The 2,959-nt window shown below is 60.1% G+C and carries 4 protein-coding genes; all 4 read right to left on the minus strand.

The window, feature by feature from the left end; translation table 11 throughout:
- Window positions 1-263, minus strand: a 263-nt coding sequence (locus NUW23_13270; GenBank protein ID MCR4427130.1) for an ATP-binding cassette domain-containing protein, incomplete at its 3' end; no start/stop codon positions are given.
- A gap of 5 nt (window positions 264-268) precedes the next feature.
- On the minus strand, window positions 269-1,069 hold the full coding sequence (locus NUW23_13275; GenBank protein MCR4427131.1) for an ABC transporter ATP-binding protein: 801 nt from the start codon (window positions 1,067-1,069) through the stop codon (window positions 269-271).
- On the minus strand, window positions 1,038-1,937 hold the full coding sequence (locus NUW23_13280) for a branched-chain amino acid ABC transporter permease (protein ID MCR4427132.1): 900 nt from the start codon (window positions 1,935-1,937) through the stop codon (window positions 1,038-1,040). The genes NUW23_13275 and NUW23_13280 overlap by 32 nt, the downstream gene beginning before the upstream one ends.
- A gap of 18 nt (window positions 1,938-1,955) precedes the next feature.
- Window positions 1,956-2,959: branched-chain amino acid ABC transporter permease (locus NUW23_13285; protein ID MCR4427133.1), on the minus strand; the 1,004-nt coding region annotated here is incomplete at its 5' end.

Raw genomic sequence — 2,959 nt, forward strand, 5'->3', positions numbered from 1 at the left:
TTCGAGAAGATCTGCCTGCCCTCGGGAACCTGGACGATCCCACGTTGGACAACCTCAGGAGGGCATTTCGGGAGCCTATCGCCCTTCCAGGTGATGTCACCCGTGTAGTTCACCAGGCCGGAGATGGCGTTCAGCAATGTGCTCTTGCCTGCTCCGTTGGCGCCGATCAGAGTGACCACGGTCCCGTGGTCAATCCTGAGGCTCACATCCCGAAGCGCCCGCACCGCACCGTAGCTCACGGAAACGTTCTTGATCTCAAGCACCGTTGTCAGTCCTCCCCCAGGTAACACTTGAGGACCTCGTCATTGCACCTGATCTCGTCCCAGGTACCTTCGGCCAGTTTGCGGCCGAAGTTCATCACAACCACTCGGTCCGAGATGTCGCTTATGAACTCCATGGTGTGTTCTATGACGATAATGGACAGGTCGAACTTCTCCCTCGCGGTCTCGACCAAGTCCTTCAGCTCATGAGTTTCCTCGGAGTTCAACCCGGCCGCCGGCTCATCCAGCAGCAATATGGATGGCCTGGTGACAAGGGCTTTCACGATCTCGAGCAACTTCTGTCGCCCGTAGGGCAGCGACTGTGCCTCGACGTGAGCCTCCCCTTCCAGCCCGAACATCCTCAGAGTATCCATGCACGCTTCCTCCACCTCTGCCTCGATGCGAGGTGCGCGCCCTGTGCGGAGCAGTCCTTCAGCCACGGAGTAGCAGGCCCTCAGGTGGCAGGCGGCCTTGACATTCGAGAGGACCGAGAGTCCCCGGAACAGGTGAATCTCCTGGAAGGTCCGGGATATCCCCAGGTCTGCAACGCGGTAGGGGGGCAAGCCGACGAGGCTCGCGTTGCCCATAATGATGTCCCCCGAATCGGGCGCAGTCACCTTGCTTATCATGTTGAGCACGGTGGTCTTCCCGGCGCCGTTCGGCCCTATCAGCCCGACCACTTCGCCCTTCTTCAAATCCATGGAGAAGCTGTCCACAGCTCGGACGCCTCCAAAGGACTTGCTGATGTCCTTCACCGCGAGGACAGTCTGAGCTCCCTTATCCACGCTGTGAGCGGCCGTTGCTGCCACTTGAGGGCACCTCCTTGCGCGCGCCTCCGAGTCCCAGCACGGTTTTCGCCCATGCCACGCTGAACTCCCAGGACCCGAAGACACCGGTTGGCCTGAACAGGATGACGATGAGGATAATGAGACAGTAGATGATGACCCGGAACTCCGCCGCAGTGCGAAGGAACTCCATCAGGAGCGCGAGAGACACGGCGCCGAGAAGGACACCGGTCTGGCTGAACAGACCTCCGAAGAAGACCATGATGAGGTATTCGGAGGATGAGACTATCCCGAACATGTCAGGGGAGAGGTAGCCAAGATAGAACGCGAACAACGCCCCTCCCAGCCCTGCGAGAGCTGCCCCAAGTGTGAATGCGATCTGCTTGGCTGCAAAGGCATTGACTCCATAGACTTGAGCTGCCGTCTCATCGGTGCGCACAGACACGCACGCCCGGCCGTACCGTGACAGCTTGAAGTTCCTGACGATCCAGACCACGACGGCGGCAACCACAAGAACGTGCCAGAGCCTGGTAATGTTGGGTACGCCTATGAGTCCGATCGCCCCTCCAGACCAGGATGACACATTGAGCACGGACTCGACGCCGTACCCGAACGCTATCGTGGCCAGCGAGAAGTAGGTCTTCCTCAACCTCAGGCTGGGAGCTCCCACGACCAAGCTGGCCGCAATCGCCACTAGGACTCCGACGATCGTCGCGGGGACGAACCCAAGATGCCACCTGAGATTGGCGATTCCCGCCGAATAGGCCCCTACTGCCACGAACGCTGCCTGCCCCAGCGAGAAGAGGCCGGTGAGACCCGTCAGGACGTAGACGCCCTGGGTGACTATGACCGTTATGCCTGTGAGTATCAGTACGCCTTCCAGGAATGACATGTCGCAACACCGGCCCCTCTAGATTTTCTCTTCCGTCGTCTTTCCGCTCAGGCCCTGGGGCCGCACGAGCAGAATGACGACAAGGAACGCGAAAGTAATCGCGGGGCTGACCGCCGAGCTTATATACGCCGACACGAACGTCTCGAGAAGCCCGATGAGAAGGCCGCCAAGAACAGCGCCGGCCAGACTGCCGAGCCCGCCCGCGACACAGGCAAAGAGTGCGGTGAACACGAATGTCCCGATGTAGGGATAGACCGCGTACTTGACGCCGAGCATGGCCCCGCCTATCCCGGCGAGCAGGCCTGAGACGAAGAAAACTCCCCCTATTATGGTGTCAATGTTCATCCCCATGAGCTGAGCTGCTCTTGAGTTGAAGGATGCGGCCCTGACTGCCAGCCCGAACCTGGTCCGGAACAACACCCAGCTCAAGGCGGCGAGGAACCCGACGGACACCAGGAGCATGCCTGCGTCTATCTTCGGTATCATGATGTTCATGAAGTTGAACGTTCCAGAGAGAAACGCCCTCGGATAAGAGACGATGTTCCCTCTCGCAACGTACACCAGGATGGCGGTGACCAGGTTGAATATCGTTAGGGACGCGATGAAGAAGTAGAGCGCGCCTTGGCCTCGCTTGCGCAGAATCCTCAAGGTGAGACGCTCCACCAGGACTGCCGCGACGCCTGTCATCACGACCGAGCAGACGATGGCGAGCGGGATGGGGGCCTTGAAGTACAGCGCAATCCAGTAGGAGAAGTACGCCCCAAGTGCGATCATTGCCCCATGCGAGAAATTGGCTATGCCGAGTATGTTGTAGACCAGGGAGAACCCGACAGCCAGAAGGGCGTACATCGAGCCGACCGACAGTCCGTTTACCACCTGTTGCAGGAACACTGCCCGCACTCCCCCGTACCTGCTCCCGCAGAATCCCCAAGGGGCGGGGCGGTCCCTCACCGCCCCGCCGTGGGTCTCTCCAGGGAGTCCGTTGTTGGTTGCGAAGGCTGCGGGTGCCGCGCCATAGGGAC

It is taken from the genome of Bacillota bacterium, assembly GCA_024655925.1.
GTDB lineage: Bacteria > Bacillota > DTU025 > DTU025 > JANLFS01 > JANLFS01.